This is a genomic window from Dietzia sp. IBK-p2-15D (genome assembly GCF_057773105.1).
Genome location: NZ_JBYMTK010000062.1, coordinates 1 through 477 on the forward strand (window position 1 = coordinate 1; position 477 = coordinate 477).

1 protein-coding gene is annotated in these 477 nt (G+C 62.5%); it reads left to right on the forward strand.

The window, feature by feature from the left end; translation table 11 throughout:
• The coding region (locus tag AC3DEV_RS16870; RefSeq protein ID WP_488372847.1) for a phage terminase large subunit family protein at positions 1-455 on the forward strand (455 nt) is incomplete at its 5' end.
• Positions 456-477 lie beyond the last annotated feature (22 nt).

Consider the following 477-nt stretch of genomic DNA (forward strand, 5'->3'; position numbering starts at 1 on the left):
TCGCCGAGGTGACCAAGGTTCGCGACACGCCGGCCATGGTGAAGCTCCTGCACTCGCGCTATGCCGGCCACGCGATAACGATCTATCCCGACGCGAGCGGCCAGAACACCAGCAGCAAAAACGCCAGCGAATCGGACCTGTCCATCCTGCGTGGGTACGGGCAAAGCCAGCCAGGATTCACGGTCAGCGTCAACAACGTCAACCCCGCCGTGCGCGATCGCATCAACGCCGTTTCCGCGCTGATCCTGAATGCCGAAGGCGAAAGGCGCTGGCTGGTCAATACCGACGCCTGCCCCGTGCTGACTGAGTGCATGGAGCAGCAACCGTATGACACCAACGGCGAGCCCGACAAGACATCCGGCATGGACCACGCGCCCGACGAGGCCGGCTATTTCCTTGCGAAGCGCTGGCCGGTTGTGCGCCGCGTCGCACACGTCCAATCCTTGAGGATCTGACATGAAAGTCAACGAAACCGAC